23 protein-coding genes are annotated in these 25778 nt (G+C 29.5%); 12 read left to right on the forward strand and 11 right to left on the reverse strand.

Annotated elements, in window-relative coordinates:
- Window positions 1-15 precede the first annotated feature (15 nt).
- From MHL31_RS13625 to MHL31_RS13645, 6 genes are all read right to left on the reverse strand, one after another.
- A complete protein-coding gene (locus tag MHL31_RS13625) occupies window positions 16-840 on the reverse strand; it encodes a thymidylate synthase (protein WP_240226501.1) in 825 nt (274 codons plus the stop codon).
- Window positions 841-946: 106 nt separating this feature from the next.
- Window positions 947-1231: a four helix bundle protein gene (locus MHL31_RS16350; RefSeq protein WP_371824124.1), complete on the reverse strand. Its 285-nt coding sequence runs from the start codon at window positions 1229-1231 to the stop codon at window positions 947-949.
- Window positions 1232-1261: 30 nt separating this feature from the next.
- Entirely contained in the window at window positions 1262-2656 is a 1395-nt protein-coding gene (locus MHL31_RS13630) for a NupC/NupG family nucleoside CNT transporter (protein WP_240226502.1), read from the reverse strand.
- A 13-nt stretch (window positions 2657-2669) separates the two neighbouring features.
- A complete protein-coding gene (locus MHL31_RS13635) occupies window positions 2670-3281 on the reverse strand; it encodes a bifunctional nuclease family protein (protein WP_240226503.1) in 612 nt (203 codons plus the stop codon).
- Between the two features lie 89 nt (window positions 3282-3370).
- Window positions 3371-4333, reverse strand: a complete 963-nt coding sequence (locus MHL31_RS13640) for an electron transfer flavoprotein subunit alpha/FixB family protein (protein WP_240226504.1) — start codon at window positions 4331-4333, stop codon at window positions 3371-3373.
- Between the two features lie 86 nt (window positions 4334-4419).
- A complete protein-coding gene (locus MHL31_RS13645; protein ID WP_240226505.1) occupies window positions 4420-5166 on the reverse strand; it encodes an electron transfer flavoprotein subunit beta/FixA family protein in 747 nt (248 codons plus the stop codon).
- A gap of 174 nt (window positions 5167-5340) precedes the next feature.
- Here MHL31_RS13645 and MHL31_RS13650 point away from each other — a divergent pair, with 174 nt between their 5' ends.
- The 4 genes from MHL31_RS13650 (at window position 5341) to MHL31_RS13665 (ending at window position 12074) form a co-directional block, all read left to right on the forward strand.
- On the forward strand, window positions 5341-6321 hold the full coding sequence (locus MHL31_RS13650; protein WP_240226506.1) for a pyruvate dehydrogenase complex E1 component subunit beta: 981 nt from the start codon (window positions 5341-5343) through the stop codon (window positions 6319-6321).
- A 133-nt stretch (window positions 6322-6454) separates the two neighbouring features.
- A complete protein-coding gene (locus MHL31_RS13655; protein ID WP_240226507.1) occupies window positions 6455-8950 on the forward strand; it encodes a DUF5686 family protein in 2496 nt (831 codons plus the stop codon).
- A gap of 68 nt (window positions 8951-9018) precedes the next feature.
- Window positions 9019-9552 carry an inorganic diphosphatase gene (locus MHL31_RS13660; RefSeq protein ID WP_240226508.1) on the forward strand — a complete coding sequence of 178 codons (534 nt, stop codon included), beginning with the start codon at window positions 9019-9021 and terminating at the stop codon, window positions 9550-9552.
- A gap of 113 nt (window positions 9553-9665) precedes the next feature.
- Entirely contained in the window at window positions 9666-12074 is a 2409-nt protein-coding gene (locus tag MHL31_RS13665) for a sodium-translocating pyrophosphatase (RefSeq protein WP_240226509.1), read from the forward strand.
- 68 nt (window positions 12075-12142) lie between these two features.
- Here MHL31_RS13665 and MHL31_RS13670 read toward each other — a convergent pair whose 3' ends face one another.
- Together MHL31_RS13670 and MHL31_RS13675 are read right to left on the reverse strand one after the other, a co-directional pair.
- Entirely contained in the window at window positions 12143-12994 is an 852-nt protein-coding gene (locus tag MHL31_RS13670; protein ID WP_240226214.1) for an IS3 family transposase, read from the reverse strand.
- Between the two features lie 14 nt (window positions 12995-13008).
- Window positions 13009-13443, reverse strand: a complete 435-nt coding sequence (locus MHL31_RS13675) for a hypothetical protein (protein WP_240225903.1) — start codon at window positions 13441-13443, stop codon at window positions 13009-13011.
- 444 nt (window positions 13444-13887) lie between these two features.
- Between MHL31_RS13675 and nhaA the strand changes: the two genes are divergently transcribed.
- On the forward strand, window positions 13888-15189 hold the full coding sequence (nhaA, locus tag MHL31_RS13680; RefSeq protein WP_240226510.1) for a Na+/H+ antiporter NhaA: 1302 nt from the start codon (window positions 13888-13890) through the stop codon (window positions 15187-15189).
- A 1-nt stretch (window position 15190) separates the two neighbouring features.
- Here nhaA and MHL31_RS13685 read toward each other — a convergent pair whose 3' ends face one another.
- On the reverse strand, window positions 15191-15592 hold the full coding sequence (locus tag MHL31_RS13685) for a DUF6146 family protein (RefSeq protein WP_240226511.1): 402 nt from the start codon (window positions 15590-15592) through the stop codon (window positions 15191-15193).
- Window positions 15593-15769: 177 nt separating this feature from the next.
- Window positions 15770-16825, reverse strand: a complete 1056-nt coding sequence (gene corA, locus MHL31_RS13690; RefSeq protein WP_240226512.1) for a magnesium/cobalt transporter CorA — start codon at window positions 16823-16825, stop codon at window positions 15770-15772.
- Window positions 16826-17041: 216 nt separating this feature from the next.
- On the opposite strand from corA, the gene rsgA reads away from it, so the two are divergent.
- From rsgA to MHL31_RS13720, 6 genes are all read left to right on the forward strand, one after another.
- Window positions 17042-17980 carry a ribosome small subunit-dependent GTPase A gene (gene rsgA, locus MHL31_RS13695; protein ID WP_240226513.1) on the forward strand — a complete coding sequence of 313 codons (939 nt, stop codon included), beginning with the start codon at window positions 17042-17044 and terminating at the stop codon, window positions 17978-17980.
- A 19-nt stretch (window positions 17981-17999) separates the two neighbouring features.
- Window positions 18000-18452: a D-aminoacyl-tRNA deacylase gene (gene dtd / locus MHL31_RS13700; protein WP_240226514.1), complete on the forward strand. Its 453-nt coding sequence runs from the start codon at window positions 18000-18002 to the stop codon at window positions 18450-18452.
- 83 nt (window positions 18453-18535) lie between these two features.
- On the forward strand, window positions 18536-20443 hold the full coding sequence (locus MHL31_RS13705) for a DUF3857 domain-containing protein (protein WP_240226515.1): 1908 nt from the start codon (window positions 18536-18538) through the stop codon (window positions 20441-20443).
- A 2-nt stretch (window positions 20444-20445) separates the two neighbouring features.
- Window positions 20446-22395: a DUF3857 domain-containing protein gene (locus tag MHL31_RS13710; protein WP_240226516.1), complete on the forward strand. Its 1950-nt coding sequence runs from the start codon at window positions 20446-20448 to the stop codon at window positions 22393-22395.
- Between the two features lie 67 nt (window positions 22396-22462).
- A complete protein-coding gene (locus MHL31_RS13715; RefSeq protein ID WP_240226517.1) occupies window positions 22463-23095 on the forward strand; it encodes a YceI family protein in 633 nt (210 codons plus the stop codon).
- 94 nt (window positions 23096-23189) lie between these two features.
- Window positions 23190-23768, forward strand: a complete 579-nt coding sequence (locus MHL31_RS13720; RefSeq protein ID WP_240226518.1) for a YceI family protein — start codon at window positions 23190-23192, stop codon at window positions 23766-23768.
- Between the two features lie 105 nt (window positions 23769-23873).
- Here the strand turns inward: MHL31_RS13720 and MHL31_RS13725 are convergent, their stop codons facing one another.
- On the reverse strand, window positions 23874-24338 hold the full coding sequence (locus MHL31_RS13725; protein WP_240226519.1) for an Lrp/AsnC family transcriptional regulator: 465 nt from the start codon (window positions 24336-24338) through the stop codon (window positions 23874-23876).
- A 167-nt stretch (window positions 24339-24505) separates the two neighbouring features.
- Here MHL31_RS13725 and MHL31_RS13730 point away from each other — a divergent pair, with 167 nt between their 5' ends.
- On the forward strand, window positions 24506-25705 hold the full coding sequence (locus MHL31_RS13730) for an aminotransferase class I/II-fold pyridoxal phosphate-dependent enzyme (protein ID WP_240226520.1): 1200 nt from the start codon (window positions 24506-24508) through the stop codon (window positions 25703-25705).
- The last annotated feature ends 73 nt before the right edge of the window (window positions 25706-25778 follow it).

The raw sequence follows: 25778 nt of genomic DNA on the forward strand, positions 1-25778 counted from the left end.
AACTTTTTTATAATATTATACAGAAACTACACCTTTAATGTGTGGGTGAGGATTGTAATTTACTAAGGTAAAATCTTCAAATTTAAAATCAAAAATATTTTTAATATTTGGATTAATTTTCATTTGAGGTAAAGCTCTAGGTTCTCTAGATAATTGTAAGGCTACTTGTTTACTATGGTTGCTATAAATATGTGCATCACCAAAAGTATGAATAAAATCTCCATATCCTAAATCGCAAACTTGAGCAATCATCATAGTTAATAAGGCATATGATGCGATGTTAAAGGGAACTCCTAAAAATATATCGGCACTACGTTGGTATAATTGACAAGATAATTTACCGTCGGTTACATAAAATTGAAAGAAAGCATGGCAAGGAGGTAAAGCAGCTTTTCCGTTGGCTACATTTTCTGAAAAAGAAATAGCTGTGTCTGGAAGTACACTTGGATTCCACGCTGTTACTAGCATTCTTCTGCTATCAGGGTTTGTTTTTATAGTGTTTATTACTTCCGTAATTTGATCGATATCTTCACTGTTCCAATTACGCCATTGGTGGCCATAAACAGGACCTAAATCTCCATCTTTATTAGCCCATGCATCCCAGATTTTAACTCCGTTTTCTTTTAAATATTCAATATTTGTAGTTCCTTTTAAAAACCAAAGTAATTCATGAATAATAGATTTTAAATGTAGTTTTTTTGTAGTAACCATTGGGAATCCATTATTTAAATCAAAGCGCATTTGATAACCAAAAACACTTTTTGTTCCTGTTCCAGTTCTATCTTCTTTTATCGTTCCATTTTCTTGAACGTGTTTTATTAGGTCTAAATATTGTTTCATTTTATGGATTAAAGCTTTAAGGTTAATGCTAAAAGCTGTGAATTTATAATTTGTTTATTAATGGTGCAATTTGTTTCTAAAGTTTTTGATTTTTATCAATAAATGATTAGGAATCGGTTTGAACCGAAAGCTTTAAATCTAAGCAAAGTATGATACGATGTTCTAATTGATATAAAGATCCAAGACTTATTTGTAAGAGTCTCCCTAAATTTTTATTTAAACTTTTGGCGCAATCCTCTGTAATATTTGCTGGGATTAAAATTGAATAGCGATTGATTTGAGAAATTAACCCATAATCTTTAGAACTAGAAAATTTTTGTGTGAAAGTGTACACTTCCTTAACAAGATTTCGTAAATTATTCCAAATAGTTAAGTTTCTAAAAGTTCTCATAATTTAATCTAACACTTTCCGCTTTTATCTTTATCCAATAATCATTCCTGCAATTGTAGCTGATAGTAATGAAGCTATTGAACCTCCAATTAGTGCTTTCATTCCAAATTCTGAAAGTGTTTTACGTTGTCCAGGAGCTAAGGATCCAATACCTCCAATTTGAATTCCAATAGAAGCAAAATTTGCAAATCCACAAAGCATATATGTTGCCATAATTACAGATTTGTTATAGGTAAAATGGGTAATATTAGCTACGTTTTTAAGTTCAGCTAATTGTATATAACCAACAAACTCACTTGCTGCTAATTTTACACCTAATAATTGTCCCATAAGCATAATATCTTCTTTAGCAACTCCAATTAACCACATTAAAGGAGCAAAAATTGTACCCAAAATAGCTTCTAAAGTAAATTTTTGGTATGGTGTGTTTGCAACCATCCAATCGTTTAAGTTAGTAACGTCTCCAATCCAACCTAATATACCATTTAGCATTGCAATAATTGCTACAAATACCAAAAGCATTGCAGCTACATTTGCAGCTAATTTTAGGCCTTCTGTTGTTCCGTTGGCAATAGCATCTAGTATGTTAGAGCCAATTTTTTCTTGAGAAACGTGTACATCAGTATTTATGCTTTCAGTTTGTGGATATAAAATTTTTGAAATTACAATTGCTCCAGGTGCAGCCATAACAGAAGCGGCTAATAAATGTTTTGCAAAATGTAAACGAAGTTCTGGGTCGTTACCTCCTAAAAAACCAATATATGCAGCTAAAACTCCACCGGCTACTGTTGCCATACCACCAATCATAACTAATAATATTTCTGAACGATTCATACGTTCTAAATATGCTTTAATCATTAAAGGAGCTTCAGTTTGACCTAAAAATATGTTTCCTGCAACAGATAAGCTTTCTGCTCCAGAAATATGTAATAGTTTTGTAAGTAGCCAAGCTAAACCTTTCACTATTATTTGAATAATTCCTAAGTAAAATAATAAAGAAGTTAATGCTGAAAAGAATATGATAGTTGGCAGTATTTGAAACACAAATATAAAGCCGTACGATTCTATATTCATTAAACCTCCGAATAAAAACTCACTACCTGCAGCTGTATAATCTAAAATGTTTGTAAAAATACTTCCTACAAATTCAAAAATAGCTTGTACAAAAGGGACTTTTAAAACGCCAATAGCTATTAAAAGTTGGGCTGTTAAACCGGCACCAACAGTTTTCCAATTTATTGCTTTTTTATTACTGCTAAATAAATACGCAACAAGTAGTAAAGAAAGCATTCCTAAAATTCCTCTCCATAAAGAATTAATTGAGAAACCTTGGTTTTCGATTATTAAATTTGGTGTAATTTCTTGTGAATTTGCAATTGCAATACTAAAAAATAGTAGTGTAGCTAAACCAATTTTTTTTATCATTTTTGAAGTTTGATTATTGGGTACGTTTATTAATTTCATCACGGATTTTTGCTGCTAACTCATAGTCCTCATCCTGTACAGCTTTTTCTAATTTTTCGTTTAATTGTTTTAAGCTAACCTTTGAAAAAGCAGATTTTTTAATAGGTTCAGTATCTTCAATTAATTTTTCGATACTAGAATCATCTTCTTCACCAGGACTTAATTCATCTTTTATTTTTAAATAGATACCAGCCTTGTCCAGAATGTTTTCATAGGTGTAAATAGGAGCATTAAAACGAGTTGCTAAAGCGATAGCATCTGAAGTTCGAGTGTCTATAATTTCTTCAATTTTATCGCGCTCACAAATTAAGCTAGAGTAAAAAACGCCATCTACTAATTTGTGAATAATAACTTGTTTTATTTTAACTTGAAACCTGTCTGCAAAAGTTTTAAATAAGTCGTGAGTTAAAGGTCTAGGTGGTTTAATCTCTTTTTCCAAGGCAATGGCAATTGATTGCGCTTCAAAAGCACCAATTACAATTGGAAGGGTTCTGTTTCCATCTTCTTCACTTAAAACTAGTGCATAGGCACCACTTTGTGTCTGACTGTATGATATTCCTTTAATATTTAGACGAACTAAACTCATAAATTAAAATTAGCAAAAAAAGCTGCCTAATCAAAGGACAGTTGGCCCAAAAATTAGACAGCCTTGTTAAGAGGCACAATTTAATAAAATTATGCGTTATTTGCTTTAAATTCTTTTAACTTTTCAATTAATTTAGGAACTACTTCAAAAGCATCTCCTACAATACCGTAATCTGCGGCCTTAAAAAATGGTGCTTCGGGGTCGGTATTTATTACAACTTTTACTTTAGAAGAGTTAATACCAGCTAAGTGTTGAATTGCTCCAGAAATTCCAATGGCAATATATAAATTAGAGGCTACAGGCTTTCCTGTTTGTCCAACATGTTCACTATGTGGTCTCCATCCTAAATCTGATACTGGCTTAGAACAAGCGGTTGCAGCATCTAAAACAGAGGCTAATTCTTCAATCATCTCCCAGTTTTCAGGTCCTTTTAACCCTCGTCCTCCTGAAACTACAATGTCTGCATCTGCAATAGTTACTTTTCCTGTAGTTTGTTCTATTGATTCTGAAGTTAAATTGGTACTTATTATTTCTGGAGAAAAATTTTCGCTTGTACCTGAAACTTCATCTTCAAAAACTCCGTAAGAGTTTTTAGCTAATGAAATTACTTTTACTTCAGTAGAAATTTCACTATTATTAAAAGCCTTGTTTGAGAAAGCTTTACGTTTTACTACAAAAGGGCTTAGCGAGCTTGGTAGGGCTACTGCATTACTTGCGTAACCTGCATCTAGGTTTACAGCAACCAAAGGAGCTACATATAAACCATTAGCATTAGAATCTAAAACTATTACTTGAGCTTTTTCTTTTTCAGCAGCTTGCTTAACTATGTTTGCTATTATTTTTACATTAAAAGTAGCTAAAGCTTCATTAGAAACTGTTAATACTTTTTCTGCACCATATTTATAAAGTGTTTCGTTTTCAGTGGCGTTTATTGTTAAAACAACAAGATTAGTTTCTAATTGTTCAGCAACTTTTTTTCCGTAAGAAACAACTTCAAACGATGATTTTTTAAATTTTCCTTTCGATGATTCGGCTAAAACTAAAACTGACATATATCTTTATTTTGTTTAATAGTTGGTGTGTTTAAACGTTGAACAGTTTTGTGTTTTTAACGTTTAACTTTTGCAACAATGTTTTACTATATTATTTTTGCTTCGTTGTGTAGTAAGTTTATTAACTCTTCTACATTATCTGCATCTATTAATTTGCAGGCAGATTTTGGTGCTGGTTTTTCAAATGAAGTGGTTGCAGTTGTTGTTTCATTTGTTGTTGATTCAACAATTGTTAAAGGCTTTTTGCGAGCCATCATTATACCGCGCATATTTGGAATACGTAAGTCTTTTTCTTCAACAAGTCCTTTTTGTCCTGCAATAACTAGTGGTAAGTTACAAGATAAAACTTCTTTTCCACCATCTATTTCTCTTGATGCAGTGGCTTTATCTTCTTCAATTTCAAGGTTTACACAAGCGTTTACAAAATTGTAATCTAATAAAGTTGCTACCATACCAGGAACCATTCCTCCATTATAATCAATAGATTCTTTTCCAGCTAATATTAAATCGTAGGTATTATTTTTAATAACTTCAGCTAATTCTTTTGCAACTACAAAACCATCGGTAGCTAATGCATTTACTCTAATAGCATTGTCTGCTCCAATAGCCAGTGCTTTGCGTAAAGTAGGTTCTACAGAGGCATCTCCAACACTTATTACAGTTATATTAGCACCTTGTTTTTCTTTAAACCACATTGCACGGGTTAAAGCAAATTCATCATACGGATTTATAACATATTGTACGCCGTTACTATCAAACTTTGTATTATTTTCTGTGAAATTTATTTTTGAAGTAGTGTCAGGTACGTGACTTATACAAACTAATATTTTCATTTTATTATTTATTTGAGTTTTTTATATTAAAATAACGACTTTATTATTATTTTTTTACGAATGTACTACTTTTTTTTAAAAATACTATGCGTGCATAGTAAAATTTTATTAAGTATTATTTTTTGATAGTAAATTTAGAATTGCTTACTTTTGCAATTCCATAAAAAAAATATAATGAAGACAATACAATTTAGAGAAGCCATTTGCGAGGCAATGAGTGAAGAAATGCGTCGCGATGAATCTATTTTTTTAATAGGTGAAGAAGTTGCTGAATATAATGGTGCATACAAAGCGTCTAAAGGAATGTTAGATGAATTTGGGGAAAAACGAGTTATTGATTCTCCAATTGCTGAATTAGGTTTTACAGGTATTGCTGTTGGTTCAGCAATGAATGGTAATAGGCCAATTGTAGAGTTTATGACCTTTAATTTTGCATTAGTAGGTATCGATCAAATTATAAATAATGCTGCTAAAATTAGACAAATGTCTGGAGGACAGTTAAATTGTCCAATTGTTTTTAGAGGGCCAACAGGTTCGGCTGGTCAATTAGGTGCAACACACTCTCAAGCATTTGAAAACTGGTATGCTAATACTCCAGGTTTAAAAGTAGTAGTGCCATCAAATCCTTACGATGCTAAAGGATTATTAAAAGCTGCAATTAGAGATGATGATCCAGTAATTTTTATGGAATCAGAACAAATGTACGGAGACAAAATGGATATTCCAGAAGGAGAATATATTATTCCAATTGGTGTTGCAGATATTAAAAGAGAAGGTACAGATGTAACAATTGTTTCTTTCGGTAAAATTATTAAAGAAGCTTATAAAGCAGCAGATATTCTTGAAAAAGAAGGTGTTTCTTGTGAGATTTTAGATATGCGTACTGTTAGACCAATGGATTTTGAAGCTATTTTTACTTCAGTTAAAAAAACAAATAGATTGGTAATACTTGAAGAAGCTTGGCCTTTTGCTAGTGTTTCATCAGAAATTACATTTCAAGTACAAGAAAATGTATTTGATTATTTAGATGCGCCAATCAGAAGAATTACAACAGCAGATACACCTGCACCATATTCTCCAGTTTTATTAGAGGAATGGTTACCTAACTTTAACGATGTTATTAAAGCGGTAAAAGATGTAATGTATATAAAATAAAGGCATAATATTTGCGTTATTAAATCCTTTCAAGTAATACTTGAAAGGATTTTTTATTTCAAAGGTCTAGCTAAAATAAACTTATTTTACAGGATTTGTAAACCAGACCTTATAAAATACAATAAGTATTAAAATGAAAAGAATTTTTAAATTTATATATATCCCTTTTTTGTTTGTTTTTTCAATCGGCTTTGCTCAAGTTAAAGTTAGTGGTGTGGTAGTAGATGAACAAAATCAATCAATACCGTTTGCAAATATTGTGTTTGTAGATTCTAATATTGGAACAGTTTCAGATGAAAACGGTAAGTTTTACTTAGAATCAGGTAAAACTTATACTGAAATTGAAGTATTGTTTTTAGGGTATGAAACAAAAATAGTTCCAATAAAAAGTAGAGATTTTAATTTAAAAATTGTTTTAAAAGAAGCTGCTTCTCAGTTAGATGAAGTTTTTATTTATACCGGAAATGTCAAGAAAAAAGGAAACCCGGCAATTGAAATTCTAAAAAAAGTTTGGGCTAAAGAACGTAAAAACGGAATTTATTTATTCGATCAATATCAATATGAAAAGTATGAGAAGTTAGAATTTGATATGAATAATGTTGACAGTGCTTTTATGAAAAAGAAACTGTTTAAGGGAATGGAGTTTATTTTTGAAAAAATTGATACTTCTAATATAACGGGTAAGGCATTTTTACCAATTTTTATCAACGAATCTGTTTATAATTCATACGGTAAAAATAAAAATGGAGAAAAATTTAGAGAAGATTTAATTGCAAATAAAAATTCTGGATTTAATTCTAACCAAAATGTAATTGCATTTATAAAAGATTTATATGTAGATTATAATATATATGATAGTTATATTAAAATTTTTGATAAAAGCTTTGTAAGTCCTATTTCAAAAGCTGCCGGAATTTCAACCTATAACTACATATTAGCAGATAGCGCATTTGTAGATAATAAATGGTGTTATAATATTCTGTATTATCCAAGAAGAAAAAGTGAATTAACTTTTAAAGGAGATTTTTGGGTAAACGATACTACGTTTGCAGTTAAAGAAATTAATATGCAAGCAACCAGAAGTGCAAATATAAACTGGGTTAAAGATATTTATATAGAGCAAGAGTTTGATGTGTTAAACGATTCGGTTTTTTTATTGAAAAGAGATTATATGTTATCTGATTTCAGTTTGAATAAAAAAGATAAATCTAAAGGTGTTTACGGTAGAAGAACTACCATGTATAAAGATTACAAATTTAATTTGCCAAAAGATGCAAGCTTCTATAATGAAGAGGTTAATGTATACGATCAAAAAATTTATAACAAAGAAGATGCATATTGGAGTGCTAATAGGCAAGAAAAATTAAACGATAACGAGCTTGGAATTTATAAGATGTTAGATACTTTAACAACAGTTCCAAAGTTTAAAAAAATGTATAATGCCGTCTCAATTTTAGGCTCGGGATATATAGAGTTTAATAACTTCGATTATGGGTCTATTTACTCTACTTTTGGTAAAAATGATGTTGAAGGCTTACGTTTGCGCATTGGAGGAAGAACTTACTTAGGAGGAAATGAGCCTTGGCGTCTACAAGGGTATACAGCTTATGGCTTTGATGATGATAAATTTAAATATGGAATGTCTGGAAAATGGATGTTAAATCCAAAAAGCAGATTTATTATTGGAGGAGGAAATAGGAGAGATGTTGAACAAATAGGAGTTAGTTTAACAACTACAAACGATGTTTTAGGAAGAAGCTTTGCATCATCTTCATTTTTTGCTAGCGGAGATAATAGTAAATTAACGTCAATAAATTTATCAAATTTCTTTATGTCTATAGAGCCTAAAAAGAATTTGTTATTTAGAATTGGAGCTTCTTATAGAACCTTAGTTACAGCTTCTCCAGAAACATTTAATTTAGATTATTGGGTAGACAAACAAAATAATTTAAAGAAATCAGATATTATACAATCTGAAATAGATTTCTCAATAAAATATACGCCAAATAGAAAAACAATTGGTTATGGGGTAGAAAGAAATGAAGTTACAGACACCTATTCTACATTGTTTTTAAATTATTCACAAGGAATAAAAGGTGTTTTTAATAGCGATTTTGATTATCATAAATTGCAATTTTATTACCGTCAACCAATTTTAATAGGTGGTTTTGGAAGAATGTTTACAACTTTTGAGGTTGGTAAAACTTTTGGAGAAGTGCCTTTAGGCTTGCTAAATGTGGTGCCTGGAAATCAATCTTATTTCACAATTGAAAATACATATGCCTTATTAGATTATTACGAATTTGTAACAGATACCTATGCTTCGCTTCATATTGAACATAATTTTAATGGGCGTTTTTTATCTAGAATTCCTTTGTTAAGAAAGTTGAATTTAAGAGAAATTGTTGGTTTTAAAGGTGTTTGGGGAGAAATATCAGATAAAAATATAGCTTTAAGTGCTTCAAATATAAATTATGTTGCACCTACAAAGGGATATTATGAATACAGTGTTGGAATAGGTAATATTTTTAAAGTATTTAGAATAGATTTTAGTTGGAGAGGTAATTATTTAGACATGCCAACGGCTAATAAATTTGCTATAAAAGGTGCTTTTGGTTTCTATTTTTAAAAATCATAATAAAAAAAGCACACGTAAAACTATCATTTTTGTATTTTTGTCGAAAATAAAAATATAAAATGACTGCTAAATCTAAAAAACCATTAACATTTGATGTGTTAATTGAAATTCCAAAAGGAAGTAGAAATAAATATGAATACGACTTTGCATTGAATAAAATTAGGTTCGATCGAATGTTATTTTCATCAATGATGTATCCAGGAGATTATGGGTTTATTCCAGAATCATTAGCATTGGATAAAGATCCTTTAGATGTTTTAGTATTAGGTTCTGAACCAACTTTCCCTATGGTTGTAATGGAAGTTAGACCAATTGGTGTTTTCCATATGACAGATGAAAAAGGGCCTGATGAAAAAATAATTTGTGTTCCAGTTTCAGATCCAATTTGGAGTAATAGAAAAGATATTAATGATATAAATCCTCATAGATTGAAAGAAATTGAACACTTTTTTCAAGTTTATAAAGATTTAGAAAAGAAAAAAGTTGATGTAGGTGGATGGGGTAATGCTGAAGAAGCTGAAAAAATTTATCATGAGTGTATCGCTAGATACGATAATAGTGAGCACAAGAAAAAAAGAACATTTACAATTTAGTAAAAAATAGTTAACCAAGCCAGTTTTAAAAAGCTGGTTTTTTTAATGTTATATTTTTTAGCTACTTTGTATGCCACTAAAAAAATTATTAATTAAACTTTATTAAATAAACAATGGAATTTATTGTAAAAATCTTACCTCTCTTTGGGGTATTAGCGCTTGTATTTGTAGTAATAAAAAATGTTTGGGTTTCAAAACAAGACGGAGGAAATGAGAAAATGCTGAAAATATCTAAACATATTGCTGATGGAGCAATGTCCTTTTTAAAAGCAGAATATAAAATCTTATTTATTTTTGTTTTAGCTGTAGCAATTTTATTATATCTGAAAGGAACTTATGATGTGGGATCACATGGTATGGTTGCTGTTTCATTTATTATTGGAGCAATTTGCTCTGCTTTAGCAGGTTTTATAGGTATGAAAGTAGCTACTAAAGCAAATGTTAGAACTACTCAAGCAGCAACGACTTCATTAGAAAGAGCATTAGAAGTTGCATTTGCAGGTGGTGCAGTTATGGGATTAGGTGTTGTAGGCTTAGGAGTTTTAGGATTAAGTAGCTTATTTATGTTATATCAATATATATGGCCAGGATCTGAAAACATACCTACAGTACTAAATGTATTATCAGGGTTTTCATTAGGAGCTTCTTCTATTGCGTTATTTGCACGTGTTGGTGGAGGTATTTATACTAAGGCTGCAGATGTTGGAGCCGATTTAGTAGGAAAAGTGGAAGCAGGTATTCCTGAAGATCATCCATTAAATCCAGCAACTATAGCAGATAATGTAGGTGATAATGTAGGGGATGTAGCTGGTATGGGAGCCGATTTATTCGAGTCGTATGTTGGTTCAATTATTGGAACAATGGTACTAGGAGCTTTGATTATAACGCCAAATTTTAATGGATTAGGAGCTGTTTATTTGCCACTTGTTTTAGCTGCTGTTGGAATTATAATGTCTATTATAGGTACATTTTTTGTTAGAGTTAAAGATGGGGGAGATCCTCAAAAAGCTTTAAATTTAGGAGAATTTGGATCTGGACTTTTAATGGTTGTTGCTTCATATTTTATTATTGCTCATTCAGGTTTGTTGCCAGAAAGTTGGACTGCTGATGGGGTTAAATATACTGCAATGGGTGTGTTTTACGCAACCTTAGCTGGGCTAGTTGCTGGTTTTTGTGTTGGTAAAGTTACCGAATATTATACAGGAACTGGAACAAAACCAGTGCTTTCAATTGTTAAGCAATCAGAAACTGGTTCTGCAACAAATATTATTGCAGGTTTAGGAGTTGGTATGATGTCTACAATGTTACCTATATTATTAATTGCTGGTGCAATTATAGTTTCTCATTATTTTGCTGGCTTATACGGTATTGCAATTGCGGCTGTAGGTATGTTAGCAAACACAGGTATTCAATTAGCAGTAGATGCTTATGGGCCTATTTCAGATAATGCTGGTGGTATAGCAGAAATGGCAGAATTGCCAAGTGAAGTTCGTGAACGAACAGATAAATTAGATGCTGTAGGAAATACTACTGCAGCAATTGGTAAAGGATTTGCAATTGCTTCTGCAGCTTTAACTGCCTTAGCTTTATTTGCTGCATACATGAAAACAGCAAAAATAACGTCAATCGATGTTTCTCGCCCAGATATTATGGCCGGATTATTAATTGGAGGAATGTTACCATTCGTATTTTCTGCCTTGTCTATGAAAGCTGTTGGACGAGCTGCAATGTCAATGATTGAAGAGGTACGTCGTCAATTTAAAGATATTCCTCAATTAAAAGCGGCGTTAAAAATTATGCGTAAATATGATGCTGATATGTCAAAAGCTTCTGTTGAAGATAGAAAAATATTTGATGAAGCAGATGGGTATGCAGAATATGATAAATGTGTTGAGATTTCTACAGAAGCTTCTATTCGAGAAATGGTATTACCAGGTTTATTAGCATTAGCAGTTCCAGTGTTAGTTGGATTTGTTGGAGGTGCTGAAATGCTAGGAGGACTTTTAGCGGGTGTTACAACATCTGGAGTTTTAATGGCTATTTTTCAATCAAATGCAGGTGGAGCTTGGGATAATGCTAAAAAAATGATTGAAGAGCAAGGTAAAAAAGGAACTGATGCGCATAAAGCAGCAGTTGTTGGTGATACTGTAGGTGATCCGTTTAAAGATACTTCAGGGCCTTCTTTAAATATTTTATTAAAATTAATGTCGGTTGTAGCATTGGTAATCGCGCCAAGTATTGCAATAGACAGTGATGATGTTACAGCATATGCCAAAGAAAACGTATCAACTGAAGTTGTAGCTGAATTAGAAATTTCAAAAGATGTGAAAATTGAATTAACTGTAAATGATGATAAAACTACTAGTGCAACTATAACTACAAGTACATTGCAAAATGGTAAAACTGTAGTAGCTGAAGAGGTGTTTACTGGAACTGAAGAAGAAGTAGCCGCTAAATTAAAGGCTATAGAAGGTGCAGAGGTAATTATTACAACTGAAAAAACAGGAGGGGAAGTTTTGTAGAAAATATTAAATTTTTTTGTCTAGTCCTAAATAACCGATACAGATTATTAAAGGGTAAAAGTTAAAAATTAAAGCTGAATAATGACATCATTGTTCAGCTTTTTTGATTTGTATTGTTTTGGTTTAATTTTTTTTTGTGCGTGCATTTGTATTGGTGTTAGCATTTCGTTAGATAAATGAGGTCTTATATTGTTGTATATTTCTATTGCATTTTTGACCAGTTTCTCCTTTACTTTAAAATCTTGAATCTTCTGTGCTACACTAAATTCCTGTTTTAAAATTCCATTTATTCGCTCTGCAACTGCATTTTCATATGGATCATATTTTTCAGTCATACTAGGCTTAATCTCATTGTTTTCTAATAGTCTTTGATATTCATTCGAGCAATATTGCAACCCTCTATCAGAGTGATGTATTAATGGACTTTCTTTGTATTTTCTATTATTTATAGCCATTTCCAATGCCCTCAATGAACCATCCATTGATAAAGATTTTGACACATCATATCCTACAATCTTTTTAGAATAAGCATCTGTGATTAATGCCAGATACGAAGGGTTGGTTCTCGTTCCGATATATGTAATATCACTCACCCAAACTGATTCAGGCCCTTCTATATCCATTGAGCTGACAAGGTTTCTGTGCTTTCTAAATCTATGATGAGAGTCTGTAGTTATGTGGTAGCTTCTTTTAGGTATTATTAACATATGGTTAGCTTTTAGTATTCTAAACAATTTATCTCTTCCTACTTTTAATAGTGATAATTTATCCTTTAACAGAAAGTATAATTTCTTACCACCCAATCTTGGCATTAGCATCCGAATATCACGAACCAAAACGATAACTTTTTGTGCTACAGTTTGTTTATGAAGTCTTGATTTTATGGATCTATAGTAAACCTGTCTGTTTACCCCGAGCAAATCACAGGTAGAAACTAAAGTTTCTTTATATTCTTCTTTGAAGATGTTGATAAGTCGGGTGTGTAATTTTTTCTTATTTGAATATCATATTCCTTTTCTGCCATATCAACAAGCATATCGAAAATAATAACCTTTTTATCAGCACGTTCTGCTAGATGTTCAGCTCTAGCTTTCTGTTTTTCAAGGAGCTTTATTTTAGCTTCAAGCTCAAGTATTTTTTGTTCTGGAGTTTTTGACATCGTTTTTGGAACTTGGTTTTCCCAATCAAAGTTACCATATTTTTGCAACCATTTGGTTACTGTAGCGTCTCCCTGAATACCATATTTACGCTTGGCTTGGGTTTTTGTTAAAAATCCTTGTTCTACTTCTTCAACTAATTGAAGTTTAAAAGAAAGCGAGTAATCTTTTTGAGTTCGCTTTGCTGCACCTGATTTGTCTGATGTTTTCATTACACTTGTGTTTTAGTGTATCGCTATTTCAGGACGGGACATTTTTTAAATATAAAAAGGCACTCAATTTGAGTGCCTTTTTTTTATAAAAATTAGGCAAAATATGAATTATAGATTATAACTTATAGTTTAGTCTATAAGAAGCGCGCTCAAGAAGTTTATATTTTAGGTTTTAAGTTGAAAAAAGGGTTATTACACAGGTGAACTAAATATAGTTAACCAATTGTTGATTTACGAGTAGAAAATGCTTTAAACGCTTTAAAATTGATTATCTGGCTTTAAAATTTTTATTGACTACTATTTTACGGTGTAATAAATGATTAAATCTTTGGTTGAATTACTGTTTTTATTAAAATTTTAGCATTTTTTTATGAATTCTGCATTTTAAATTTAGCCATTTTTTTTAAAAAAATTGTATATTTCCATCGAATAAAACAGATTTAAATGAAGTACCTAAGCGCACAGTTAAAAAGATTTATTAAATTAGAAACAGCTTCAAGTATCATCCTTTTTTTAGCCTCAATTTTTGCAATAATTTGGGCAAATTCATCTTTTGGATATATATACGAAGAAATATGGTTTAAAAAGTTTACCATCGGCTTCGCAAATACAGATTTTCATTTATCAAAATCATTAATATTATGGATTAATGATGGATTAATGGCAGTTTTCTTTTTTGTAATTGGTTTAGAGGTTAAACGTGAAATTTTAGCAGGAGAACTTACAACAATAAGAAAAGCTGCACTACCTGTTTTTGCTGCTTTTGGAGGAATGGCATTTCCTATATTAATTTTTGTTTTCTTAAATCAAGGTAAAATAGGAATTGAAGGTTGGGGAGTTCCAATGGCTACAGATATTGCTTTTACTTTAGGAATATTAAAGTTGTTAGGTAAAAGAGTTCCAATTGGTTTAAAAATATTTTTAACAGCATTTGCAATTGTAGATGATATTGGGGCAGTATTGGTAATTGCCGTTTTTTATAGTGCAGATATTCAATGGGATTTAATTGGTTATGCAATGTTATTATTTGCTGGTTTATCCTATTTAAGTTATAAAGAGGTATATTCTAAATACTTTTATTTTTTAATAGGATGTGTGGTTTGGATTTTGTTTTTAAAGTCTGGAATTCACCCTACTATTGCAGGAGTTTTAATGGCATTTACAATTCCAATTAATAGAAAAGTTAATGTTTCTCAATTTTTAAATACAGTAAAACAACAATTATCAATATTTAAAGAAAAAACAGAGGAAGAAAGTAAGTTGCTTTCTTATGATCAGATACATGCAATTGACTCTATTGAAAACTGTTCTAAAAAAGTACATTCTCCTTTGCAACATTTAGAACATACTTTGCATGGTTGGGTGTCATATTTAATTATGCCTATTTTTGCATTGGCTAATGCAGGAGTTGTAATAAGTTTTAATGGTATTGAAGATGCAGCACATGTTGTTTCTAATATTGCTTTAGCATTGGTGTTTGGTAATACTATTGGTATCTTATTAATGAGTTTTATTAGTGTAAAGTTAAAAATTGCAGATTTACCTGAGAATGTTAATTTTAAACATATATTTGGTATAAGTGTATTGGGAGGTCTTGGATTTACGATGTCGCTATTTATTGCAAACTTAGCCTACGTAGATGAAGGTGTAGTTACTGCAGCAAAAATGGGAATTATTATTGGTTCTTTAATATCTGGATTGATAGGGTATTTTGTATTGAAATTTACATTAAAACCAATAAAATAATTTAGAATTGTTGTTTGTATTTATATTCAACAAACTTAAAATAGTTGAATAATTTATAATTAACGTCTAATCCATAATCAATGTTGAAATCGTAATTAATTGTGTTTTCATATATATTAGAGTTATAACGTGATGGGTTATTGGCTCTAATATTCCATTCAATTACGTAAAATTGATTTTTTGTTTCGTAGTAAGATTGCGAATAAAAGTTAGCCGGTTTAGCTATGCTTAGTAAATAAGTTTTAAACCCTGGATCTATAATAATTATTTCGTATTCTAGATCATCGTTTGCAATTCTAACAGCTTCTTCAGGTAGTTGATGGTCTTTATTAGTTGTTTTTGTTATGGAGCTACATCCAACAGCAAAAAAAAATGAAATTAAGAGGTATATTATGTTTTTCATGCTTTAAAGTTTTATGGATTATTATTAACTATTTTTTTGTTTAGATCTAACGTTTTTGTAAAAGTAGTATTTTTTTATTGTAAATGGTTAATGCTTTAAAATCAACTATGTAGTCGTTTGCTTTTAATTTTTACATAGTTAATTAAACGTAGTTGTATTAGTAGATTTTGGAGGTGTTTAAAACCATTTTTTTCGTTTAAAATAAAGAAGCATTAAGCAAAAAATAATTAAAATTAACACCCAAAAAGCTGCATATCCCCACTTCCAAGTTAATTCTGGAATATTAGTAAAATTCATACCGTAAATTCCTGCTAAAAAAGTAAGCGGTATAAAAATAGTGGATACAACCGTTAGTGTTTTCATAACTTGATTCATTCTATGTCCTTGTATCGAAAAAAATAAATTAATGTTACTTTCTAATCGGGTTTCAATTTTATCGCAATTGTCTAAAAGTGTTAAGCATATATCTTTAATTTCAAAAAAATATTTAATATGTTTTTCTTGGATAAGGCTAAAAGGTTCTCGTTCAATTTTAATTGAAAAATCTCGTATTGGAATAATTGTTTTTTTAATTATATGTAATTGTCTTTTGTAAAACTCTATGGTGTTTAAAATTTCAGGTGAAGGATCTTCATTAATATCTATTAGTGCAATATTTTCAATTTTTTCCTCTATAGAATCTATGGTTTTAAAATAGTTGTCTAAAATAGATTCAAGTAAAAGAAATAGTAAAAAATCTGAGGTTCTTTCGCGCGAAATCCCTATGTTTTCTCTTAACCTATGTCTAATATGTTCAAAATGGTCTGCTTTTTTTTCTTGAAAAGAAATTAAAAAATTTTTTCCTAAAATAAAACTTAATTGTTCTACTTTAATTTTAAGATCATCATCTGGTAGTAGCGATTTTACTGTAAAAAATAAATAATCTTCATATTGTTGAAATTTAGGTCGTTGATTTACATCTAAAATATCTTGAATAACTAAATCGTGAATTCCTGTTTTTTTACAAATGCTATTTATTTGTTTTACATCGTGAATTGCGTGTGTGTTCAACCAGTATTTTTTGGTTGTATCTGTAAATCCATTAAAGTCTGTTTCAATAAAGTCGCTATTTTCAATCAATTCATTTTGATTGTAACTAAATAGCTGCATTTTAAAATCGTTGGAATATTTATTACCTGTAAAAATAAGATTTTGTGGGTTCGACTTTTTTCTAGTAAGTTTATTTTTACCCATATTTATATTCTTTTAAATCATTTAAGTTTAATATAAACTAATTTAAATGTATAAAAATAATTTAACTTTTTAGAGAAAGAAAACAGTAATTAAATTTAAATTTTTTATTTAGGCTATTACTTTTAAACTATATTATATTTGTAAATAGTAATATATATTTTAAATTATAATTAGTTTGATGTTTCTTTAGAACTTTAAAACAATAAGTAGAAATAGATGAAAGGAGTTGTAACAAAATCGACTGGAAGTTGGTATACTGTATTTGATGAAAATGGAGGTACTATTGATTGTAGGTTAAAAGGTAAATTTAGGATAAAAGGAATTAAAAGTACAAATCCAGTTGCAGTTGGAGATTATGTTACATTTGAATTTGAAGAAGGGAAAGATACAGGGGTAATAAATAATATAATTGATAGAAAAAATTATATTATCCGTAAATCTGTTAATCTTTCAAAGCAAACACATATTATAGCTGCTAATATAGACATTGCCTTTTTATTAGTAACCATAGATAATCCACCAACGTTTACGGGTTTTATAGATCGATTTTTAGCTACTGCTGAAGCTTATAATATTACAACAGTAATTTTATTTAATAAATTAGACATGTATACTGACGAAGAGTTGGAGAAACTTGCAGTTTTAGATGCAATTTATACAGATATAGGCTACAAATGCATTGCTATTTCTGCAACAAAGAAAGTTGGTGTAGATGAAGTAAAAGAGTTAATGAAAGATAAAACTACAATGTTTTCTGGGCATTCAGGCGTTGGAAAATCTACTTTAATTAATACTATTGAACCTACATTAAACTTAAAAACAAAGGAAGTTTCTAAACTACATAAACAAGGAATGCATACTACCACATTTGCAGAAATGTTTCATTTAAGTTTTGGAGGATTTATTATTGATACACCTGGAATTAAAGGTTTTGGAGTGGTAGATTTTGAGCCACATCAAATAACAGATTATTTTCCAGAGTTTTTTAAACTAAAATCGGAATGTAAGTTTAATAATTGTATGCATATAAACGAGCCTAAATGTGCTATAAAAAAAGCTGTTGAAGATGGTGATATTGCCTATTCACGTTATGCAAGTTATTTACAAATAGTAGAAGGAGACGAAGAACATTACAGAACAGATATTTATAGTTAGATTTATTAATAACCAAAATATGAAAGTAGTAATACAAAGAGTTTTAGAAGCCTCAGTTACAGTTGATGCAAATGTACTAAGTGAAATTAAAAGTGGGTTAGTTGTTTTAGTTGGAATTGTTGCGGAGGATACAAAAGAAGATATAGATTGGCTAGTAAAAAAAATTGTAAACCTCAGAATTTTTAATGATGAAAATGGTGTTATGAATACTTCATTAAAAGATATAAATGGAGAAGCAATTGTTGTAAGTCAATTTACGCTACAAGCAAGTACCAAAAAAGGGAACAGACCTTCTTATTTAAAAGCAGCAAAACCTGTAATTGCAATTCCGTTATACAACCAGTTTGTAAATCAATTTGAAATAGAATTAGGGAAAAAAGTTGGAACAGGTGAATTTGGGGCAGATATGAAAGTTGCTTTAGTAAATGATGGACCTGTAACTATTATAATAGACACTAAACAAAAGGAGTAGATTTATACTTAAATTAATTAAGGTTGATAATTATCAAGGTTTTTCCATAGAATTTTTTGTTTTTTTATATAAAATTAATTTCTATGAAAAAATTAAGAAGTGCCCCATTCTATTTTTTGCTTTTTTTTACCTTATTTTCCTTCTCACAAGACCTTAATTTTAATATTTCGAAAATACCAGATAGCCTTAAGAAAGATGCTAATTCTGTAATTAGATTTGAAAATTTTTCGTTGGATATTCAATCTCAACGTCAAATGATTTATAGTGTTGATGCAGCAATTACGATTTATAATAAATTAGCTGATGAATTTGCTGATATTACAATTTATTACAATAAAGGTACAAATATAAAAAATGTAAAAGCTTATGTTTACAATGCAAGTGGTAAAGAAATAAAGAAAATAAAAAAAAGTGATTTTAAAGATTTTAGTGCTTCTGGAGGAGCGTTGTATTCGGATAATAGAGCGTTGTATTATAATTATACTCCGATAGGTTACCCTTATACAATTCATTATACTTATGAGGTAAAAACATCTAATACAGCATTTATTCCACCTTGGTTTCCAGTAGATTCTTACAGGCAAAGTGTTCAAAAATCTAGTTATACTATAAAATGTCCCTCAGATATAGTTCTTCGTAAGTCTGAAAATAATTTTATGGATTATCAAATAAAAAAAACAGAGGGATCAGAGATTTTAAAATATTTCATACAAAATGTGCCAGCAGAAGATTCAGAACCTTATTCACCTTCAATAAGAGAATTGGTGCCTAATGTTAAATTTGGAGTAAATAAATTTAATTTGGAAGGTGTTGATGGTGAGGCAAATAATTGGAGCGAATTTGGTAAATGGTATTATAATAATTTGCTAAAAAGTACATTTGATTTGCCAGAATCTACAAAAAAAGAAATACAAAACTTAACAAGTGTAACTGAAAATCCAATTGAAAAGGCCAAGATTGTTTACAATTATGTGCAAGATAAAGTTAGGTATATAAGTATTCAAGTTGGTATTGGGGGTTTTAAACCAATGTTGGCTAGTGAGGTTGATAAATTAAGTTATGGAGATTGTAAAGCGTTAACAAACTATACTAAAACATTGTTAGATGCAGCTGGTGTTGCATCAAATTATACATTAATTTATGGAGATAGGACAAAGAGAGATATTGATAATGAATTTTTGTCACATCAAGGAAATCACGCAGTTTTAAATATACCAACTAATACCGGAGATTTATGGTTAGAGTGTACAAGTCAAAAAACTCCTTTTGCTGAAGGAGGAGACTTTACAGACGATAGAAATGCGCTTGTTATTTCGCCAGAAGGAGGAGAAATTAAACGTACAAAAATATATGATGATAAAGAAAATCATCAAAAAATTATTGGAAAGTATATTTTAAATAATAATGGAGCCATTAAAGCAATTGTTAATATGGTTTGCTCAGGAATTCAATTCGACAATCATATATATTACGAAGGAGCTACAAGTAAAGAGCTAGATGAATTATATAAAGAGTTTTGGAGTAATATAAACAATATTACAATTGATTCTATTGCTATTAAAAATAATAAAGAAGAAGGAAGGTTTGAAGAATCAATAAGATTTTCAGCTATTAATTATGGATTGATTAGCGGTGAGCGAATGATTGTTCCAATAAATGCATTTAATGTGTTTGAGGGTGTGCCTAAACGTATTAGAAATCGTAAACTACCAATAGTTTTAAGTAGAGGGTTTTATGATGTTGATGAAGTTGAAGTTGAGCTTCCTGATGATTATAAGATTGAAGCAATAGCTGAAAGCGTAGAGATTGATAGTGAATTTGGAATGTATAAATTAACTATTGAAAAAGTTTCAGATAAAATTTTAAAATATAAGCGAGAGATTCTTATAAAAAGTGGGAATTATCCGAAAGATTTTTATGATAATTTTCGTGATTTTTTAAAAAAAATAGCAAAAAACGATAAATCAAAAATAGTTTTATTAAAAAAATAAATATGAAAAAGTTAGTATTAATTATTATAGTTGGAATTGTATTTTTTCAAATTAGTTATAGTCAAAATTATAAATTTGGAAAAGTTTCAAAAGAAGAATTACAAGAGCAGGCGTACCCATTAGATTCAACAGCTAATGCGGCTTATTTATATAAAAAAAGATTAACGTATACAACTTTAAATGCTGCTGGTATTGTGCTTGTTACAGAGGTACAAGTAAGAATGAAAATATATAATAAAGAAGGGTTTGATTGGTCCACAGTGTCTATTAATTTATATGGAGACACTAAATCTAATAGTGAAAAAGCATCTAATATAAAGGCAGTTACTTATAACTTAGTAGATGGAAAAGTTCAAGAAATGAAATTAGATAAAAAAGCTATTTTTTATGAAAAACAAAATGAATCATTAAAGGTTCAGAAATTCACTATGCCAAATGTAAAAGAAGGTTCTGTATTAGAGTGGTCTTATAGAATATTTTCACCTTATATTTCAATTATTGATGATATTGTTTTACAAGAAGAAATTCCAATTAAAAAATTTGAAGCTAAAATTAATCTGCTTGAGTGGTTTTATTTCAACAAACGCCAAAAAGGATATTATCCATTTAAAGTAAATCAATATTCAGATTATAATAGTGAATTAAAAACTAACGATAAGGTAGTTGAAGTACTTGAAGAAAATATTCCAGCATTAAAAGCCGAACCTTATGTAAATAATATGAGTAATTATGCATCTGCTTTGCAATTGGAAGTAGCCTCTCTATCTGCACCAGAATATGGAATGTTTGAAAATTATGCAACAAGTTGGGATGAAATAGCTAAGACAATACTAAAAAGTTCATCTTTTGGAGGTGAATTAAAAAAATCTAAACACTTAAAAGAAGATATAGATAAATTAAAAGCTATATTAAAAACAGATCAAGCCAAAATTTTAGGCGCATTAGAATTTGTAAAAAGTAAGATAAAGTGGAATGGGAATTATAGCCAATATGCAGAAAAGGGTTTAAAAAAAGCATACTCTGAAGGTAGTGGAAATATAGGAGATATTAATTTAACTCTAGTTGTAGTTCTAAGAGAATTAGGTGTTAATGCAAACCCAGTTTTAGTAAGTACTAGAAAACATGGTGTTCCAATATCACCAACAAATAGAGGTTTTAATTACGTTATTGCATTGGCAGAAACCGAGAATGGTAAATTTTTAGCTGATGCATCAGAAAAATATAGTTTAGTAAATGTATTGCCTTTAAGAGTGTTAAATTGGCAAGGTACAATTATTAGAGACGATAAAACCGTTGATTTTATAAATTTAGCAACTTCAATACCTTCTATCAAAGAGTTTAATTTAAATTATAAAATTACTGATGAAGCTGTAATTGAAGGTATAACAATGGTTAGATATGAGAATTTGTCAGCAATTAATTATAGAAATGAAAATGTAGGTCTAGAAAAAGAAGCATTGATAAGTGATATTGAACAGTATAATGATGATATTGAAATATTAAACTATCGAGTTTCAAATTTAACTGAAATTTCAAAACCAATTAATGAAATTTATCAATTTGAAAAAGAAGATGGTGTAGAAGTAATTGGGAACAATATGTATTTAACACCTATGTTATTTTTATCGGAAAAAGAAAACCCATTTAAATTAGAAAAAAGAGAATATCCAATAGATTTTGGAACTCCTTGGGAAAAAAGAATAACAACAGGAATTGAAATTCCAGAAGGTTATAGTGTTGAGTCTCTGCCAGAAGATATAGCAATTGTATTGAATGATGAAATTGTGAAGTTTATTTATACAACTAAACAAGTTGGTAATAAGATTGTAGTAAAGTCATTAATAGATGTTAAAGAAGGTATAGTGCCAGTTCATAATTATCAAGAAATTAGGGAGCTTTATAAAATAATAGTAGCTAAAAATTTAGAAAAAATAGTACTTAATAAACTATAAATTAAACGTTATAGAAGTATATATATATTATTTTGTATAATTGTACTAAACTTAAAATTACTAAAAAATGAAAAAACACATTGTATCAATCTTAGTATTATCAATACTTTTTATTTCTTGTAAAGAGAAAGCAAAAGAAGAAAAAACAGAAACAGCTACTAAAACAGCTACTGAGCAAGTAGCTGATGCAAATTATACTGTAAATTCAGAAACATCGCTATTAAATTGGAAAGGTTTTAAACCAACGGGAATGCATAATGGTACTGTTGCAATTAAAAGTGGTTCTTTAGAGGTTAAAGAAGGAGCATTATTTGGAGGGGATTTTGTATTTGATATGACTGCCATTACGGTTCTAGATATACCAGCAGAAGATGATGGTAACGGAAAATTAAAAAGTCATTTAGAAAGCAAAGATTTTTTTGACGTAGCAAATAATCCAACAGCTACATTTAAAATTACAGGTGTAGATGGTAATTTAATTACAGGAGATTTAACTGTTAAAGGTGTTACTAAAAGTATTCAGTTCCCTGTAGTATTAACAACTTCATCTACTGGTATAAAACTTTCTGGAGAAACTTTTAAAATTGATAGAACAGATTACGGGATTGAATATAAATCTCAAAAATTCTTCGATAATTTAAAAGATAAATTTATAAATGATGAGTTTGAAATTTCTTTTGAAGTAAACGCATCAAAATAAATAAGTATTTAAATTTTTTATTACCTACTCTTTTTTTGTAAGGATTTGCTTTTAAAAGGCACTACTTAGATGTTATTAACTAAAAAAAACAAAAATGAAAAAAATTCGAATATTAGTATCAATTGCATTTATAGTAATGTCGTTTACGGCAGTTTCGGCACAAGAAAAATATGAAGTAGCCGCTGAAAGTTCAACTATAACCTGGAAAGGATATAAGCCTACAGGTTCACATAATGGAACCATAGCATTAGAATCAGGATTTTTATCAATGCAAGGTAAGTATATTGCAGGAGGCACCTTAACTGCTAATATGACTTCAATTAAAGATGCAGATGGAAGTGCAAAATTAGAAGGACACTTAAAATCTAAAGACTTTTTTGAAGTTGAAACTTTTCCAACAGCAAAGTTTGCTATAAGTGAAGTTGAAATGGATGAAAATGGAGCTGCAATAATTAAAGGAAATATTACAATTAAAGGAATTACTAAAGAAATTTCTTTCTCTGGTGAAGTTTCAAAAACAGCTAATTCTGTAACTTTAAAAAGTGCTGTATTTTCAATAAATAGAGCAGATTTTAATGTAAAATTTAAATCAAAATCGTTTTTTAACGACTTAAAAGACAAGTTTATAAATGATGAATTTGATTTACAAGTTACAATTGTAGCTAATAAATAAGTTTGTTCTAAAAATTATAGAATAGAAGCTGTTTAAAAAGTTTTAAAATTAGTCATTATGAAATAAGTTCAGGTTGACAAATTTTTCACTTTTTAAGCAGTTTTTTTATGTCAATTCGTAAATGGTATTTTCTTTAACCATACTCATTACAAAATTGCTTTGTACATTTGAAACGGATTCTAATACAGATAATTTGTTTTTTAAAAAAAACTGATACGATTTAATATCTGAAACTGTTATTTTCAATAAATAATCGAAATTACCAGCAATATGAAAACAGCCAATAACTTCAGGCATTTTTTCAATTGCGTTTTCAAATTGTGTAATTAATTTTTTGGAATGTACTTGAAGTGTAACTTGACAAAAAACTACCAAGTCTAAGCCTACTTTTTCTCTATTAATTTCTGCTTTATAATGCGTAATAATTCCAGATTTTTCTAAACGTTTAATTCTATCGTATGTTGGAGTAGAGGTTAAACCAATTTTTAGAGCAATTTCTTTTATGTTTATTTTTGAGTTTTGTTGTAAAAGTTTTAAAATCTGACGATCAATCTTGTCAATTTTATTCATAAGGAGTAATTTTTACTAAAATTAATAAAAAGTATTAATTTAAAAAGTAAATAATTCTTTATTTTTTTGTTATTTCAGAATATAATAGTGGTTATGTAAAATTATTCAGAAAATATAGTTTAAATGTGGTATTTTTAAGTATTATAATAATTAAACTGTAATTAAACATGAGTAACAAACCAGCAAATAATATTCAAGATTTACAATACTTTGGAGAATTTGGAGGCGTAAATCCTTCAATTTCAGATTCAGCAACCTACACTTTTTTACATGCTAAAACTATGCTTGATACTTTTGAGGGTCATGCAGAAGGTTGTTATTTATATTCGCGCCACACAAGTCCAAGTAATTTATTTTTAAGTGAAGCTTTGGCTGCTATGGAATTTACCGAAACAGCAAATGTAGCTGCTTCTGGTATGGGAGCAATAACATCTGTTTTTTTACAAGTTTGTAATGCTGGAGATCATATTGTTTCTAGTAGAACTATTTATGGAGGTAGCTATGCTTTTCTAAAAAACTTTGCTCCAAAATTTAATATTTCAAGCACTTTTGTAGATATTACATCTTTAGAAGCTATTGAAAATGCAATAACTTCTAAAACAAAAATGATTTATTGTGAAGCAATAAGTAACCCGTTACTAGAGGTTGCTAATATTACCGAATTATCTAAAATTGCTAAAAAACATAATATTTTATTGGTGGTAGATAATACATTTTCTCCATTGGTAATTTCACCTCAAAAACTAGGTGCAGATATTACAATTCATAGTTTAACAAAATTTATAAATGGTACAAATGATACTGTTGGTGGCGTAGTGTGTGGAAGTCAGAAATTTATAGATAGTTTACGTTGTGTACATGATGGAGCTGCAATGTTGTTAGGTCCAGTAATGGATAGTTTACGAGCTGCTAGTATTTTAAAAAATTTAAGAACACTTCATATTAGAATGAAAAAACACAGCGAAAATGCGTTGTATTTGGCAGAACATTTTGAAGAAGATGGTTTAAAAGTAGTATATCCAGGTCTTAAATCTCATCCAGACCATCAATTGTTTAAAACAATACATAATAAGGAATACGGTTTTGGAGGAATTTTAACAATTGATGTAGGTAGTTTAGTTAAAGCCAATGAATTAATGGAGTTGATGCAACATGAAAATTTAGGGTATTTAGCAGTTAGTCTTGGTTTTTACAAAACATTGTTTAGTGCTTCAGGAACAAGTACTTCTTCTGAAATACCAGAAGAGGAACAAGAAAAAATGGGACTTTCTGATGGAATTGTTCGTTTTTCTATTGGATTAGATAATGATATTGAACGTACTTACAGAGCCATGCGCATGTGTATGAAAAAGGTAGGTGTTTTATAAAGTTTTATTCTTTTTATTTTTATAAAGCCTCATTTGTTAAATCGAATGGGGCTTTAAACTTGTGTAAAATTTC

Source organism: Lutibacter sp. A80 (genome assembly GCF_022429645.1).
Classification (GTDB): Bacteria; Bacteroidota; Bacteroidia; order Flavobacteriales; family Flavobacteriaceae; genus Lutibacter.